The organism is Psychrobacter sp. (genome assembly GCF_035469765.1).
In the GTDB taxonomy this organism is placed as follows: Bacteria; Pseudomonadota; Gammaproteobacteria; order Pseudomonadales; family Moraxellaceae; genus Psychrobacter.
This window is the reverse complement of the sequence record NZ_DATIRM010000425.1, coordinates 1-2334: the sequence shown is the minus strand read 5'-3', so window position 1 is coordinate 2334 and position 2334 is coordinate 1. Positions and strand designations below refer to the sequence as shown.

At 40.5% G+C, this 2334-nt stretch carries 5 protein-coding genes; 4 read left to right on the top strand and 1 reads right to left on the bottom strand.

From position 1 onward, the window contains the following. Positions 1 to 98: 98 nt before the first annotated feature. From VLN09_RS11770 to VLN09_RS11755, 4 genes are all read left to right on the top strand, one after another. The gene (locus tag VLN09_RS11770; RefSeq protein ID WP_325246746.1) at positions 99 to 560 is read left to right on the top strand and encodes an isoprenylcysteine carboxylmethyltransferase family protein; all 462 of its coding nucleotides are present in this window, start codon (positions 99 to 101) and stop codon (positions 558 to 560) included. A gap of 68 nt (positions 561 to 628) precedes the next feature. Next, positions 629 to 799, top strand: coding sequence for a hypothetical protein (locus VLN09_RS11765; protein WP_325246743.1), 171 nt, complete (start codon positions 629 to 631; stop codon positions 797 to 799). Between the two features lies 1 nt (position 800). Beyond that, entirely contained in the window at positions 801 to 1616 is an 816-nt protein-coding gene (locus VLN09_RS11760) for a PhzF family phenazine biosynthesis protein (RefSeq protein WP_325246741.1), read from the top strand. A gap of 2 nt (positions 1617 to 1618) precedes the next feature. Further along, positions 1619 to 1951, top strand: a complete 333-nt coding sequence (locus tag VLN09_RS11755) for a YnfA family protein (protein ID WP_325246739.1) — start codon at positions 1619 to 1621, stop codon at positions 1949 to 1951. A gap of 91 nt (positions 1952 to 2042) precedes the next feature. Here the strand turns inward: VLN09_RS11755 and VLN09_RS11750 are convergent, their stop codons facing one another. Then, a complete protein-coding gene (locus VLN09_RS11750) occupies positions 2043 to 2165 on the bottom strand; it encodes a hypothetical protein (RefSeq protein ID WP_020443648.1) in 123 nt (40 codons plus the stop codon). Positions 2166 to 2334: the final 169 nt, after the last annotated feature.

The following is a 2334-nucleotide window of genomic DNA, read 5'->3' as shown; positions in this document are numbered from 1 at the left end:
GGGCTAAAAGTAAAAAATTAAAACGAAAAAAGTTAACAGGTATAATGAGTACTCACTGTTCAGGTTTTCCGTTTAACGCTCTATAAGAAGGTTTAATCATGAACGCTTTAGAACTAAAAGTACCCCCTGTCGCCCAGGTCGTTATTACGGCAGCTGCTATGTATGGTATCTCTAAAATTATGCCAAGCTTACAATTCCCGTTTAGCGGCTCAACTGCGCTTGCGGTTGGTTTGGGTGTGATAGGATTGAGCTTAGGTATTATGGGTGTAGCACAATTTAGAAAAGCACAGACCACACCTAATCCGCAGGCGCTTGAGAAAGTATCTAGTTTAGTGACTAGCGGTATATATCGATATAGTCGCAATCCTATGTATTTGGGATTGGTGCTTATCTTATTAGGTTGGGCGTTCTATCTGTCTCACTTTCTTGCGTTTATGCTATTGCCAGTTTTTATACTATATATGACCCGTTTTCAAATCCAGCCAGAAGAGAGGATGCTGGCACGAAAATTTGGCAAGCCGTATCAGGCTTATCTAAATAAAGTGCGGCGCTGGATTTGAGGTATAGTAAGTAAAGATTTTTATGGTAAATAAATTAACGATAAAATCAGGGAAATGATGTCCTGGAAATGAAAAATATACCTTTTGGGATTACTGACTGGACGATAGTAGAAATCAAAGGTGAAAATAGCACAGGGCATTGGAAGACTCGAGATTTTAACAATATCAATGTGCATATGGTTGAGTACTCTGCGGGCTATATTGCCAGTAAAGCCATAAAAATAAAAATGAGAATATAAAATGCAGCTAGAAATAAATGTCATTGACGCCTTTACGGATACCGTTTTTAAAGGAAATTCAGCAGCAGTTGTTATCACGGAAAACTGGTTGTCTGATAATTTGATGCAATCCATTGCTTTTGAGAATAATTTATCTGAGACAGCCTTTATTGTTCTTGATGATGACGGCATCTATCATATCCGTTGGTTTTCACCTTTTACTGAGATTGCGTTCTGCGGACATGCAACTTTAGCATCTGCTTTTGTCTTATTTAAGAAAAATCCTAATTTAGACTTCATTAAGTTTTCAGCCACAGCAGTTGGTATATTGACCATCGTACAAACGGATACTGGCAAGATACAAATGGACTTTCCCAACACTAAGCCTGAGAAAGTCAACAATATCCCTGATAGTTTGCTGGCAGGACTATCTATTGCACCAGTCGAGGTCTATAAAAACACTCAAGCGTATTTTGTGATTTATGGTTCGGAGTCCGATGTATTAAATGTAGAGCGCGATAACGAGCAGCTAAAACAACTTGCGCCTTTAAATGTGGTGGTGACTTGTCAGGCTAAGTCTGCTAACTATAAAAACTATGATTTTATTTCACGTTATTTTTGGCCAGCCAATGGTGGCGATGAAGACCCAGTGACGGGTTCAGTTCATACAGGGCTTGCACCATTATGGGCAGAGCGTTTGGGTAAAGATGAATTAATCGCTTATCAAGCATCACGTCGAGGCGGGGTTTTAGATTGTGTGGTCGCTGGTGATAGAGTCATTATTTCTGGTCATGCTGTGCAGTATATGACAGGATTTATCACCGTTGAGGAGTCGTAGGTTTGACTGATTTAAAAACCGTTGGTCTGTTTGCGCTGACCGCATTGGCAGAGATTGCGGGTTGCTATTTGCCTTATTTATGGTTGCGAGAAGGTAAGTCGATTTGGCTGCTTGTCCCTGGCGTACTAAGTTTGGTTGCTTTCGTTTGGCTATTGTCTTTACATCCTACCGCAGCCGGTCGGGTTTATGCCGCTTATGGCGGTGTCTATATCTCGATGGCGATTTTATGGTTGTGGACGGTGAACGGTATCAGGCCGACCATGTGGGATATATTGGGCTCGGCAGTCGCGCTATTAGGCATGGCAATTATCATGTTTGCACCGCGTAGTACTTAGCATAAAGGCAGCACCTAGCACAAAAAAAATGCCAATCAAACCGTGAGGTTAGATTGGCATAGCTGCAACCAGCGTACTGATGCACTAAATATTAATGTTTACCTAAGATACTACCATTATCATCTTTTTTAGATTGTTTAGCGGCTTTTTTCTCTTTTGCCGTTAATAGCGGTTTCTTTTTCACGTTCTTTTTACTGTCTTGACCTTTACTCATAATTTTTTCCTTTTGAGAAGTAAATACCTTTAGAGTCAAAGTGTGTAGACCCAAAGGTGATATTTACGTCGTTGACGCAAGCGTTATATACAATACTCAGTATAGCCCTAAGCCTCAGTGATAGATAGCTCCTGCACAATTGAGCTACGATGTGATACAACCGTTTTTA

What these genes read in the sequence shown, in the direction of transcription:
- VLN09_RS11770 (WP_325246746.1), top strand. Translation starts at nt 99, where the DNA reads ATGAACGCTTTAGAACTAAAAGTACCCCCTGTCGCCCAGGTCGTTATT.
- VLN09_RS11750 (WP_020443648.1), bottom strand. Translation starts at nt 2,165, where the DNA reads ATGAGTAAAGGTCAAGACAGTAAAAAGAACGTGAAAAAGAAACCGCTA.
- VLN09_RS11760 (WP_325246741.1), top strand. Translation starts at nt 801, where the DNA reads ATGCAGCTAGAAATAAATGTCATTGACGCCTTTACGGATACCGTTTTT.
- VLN09_RS11765 (WP_325246743.1), top strand. Translation starts at nt 629, where the DNA reads ATGAAAAATATACCTTTTGGGATTACTGACTGGACGATAGTAGAAATC.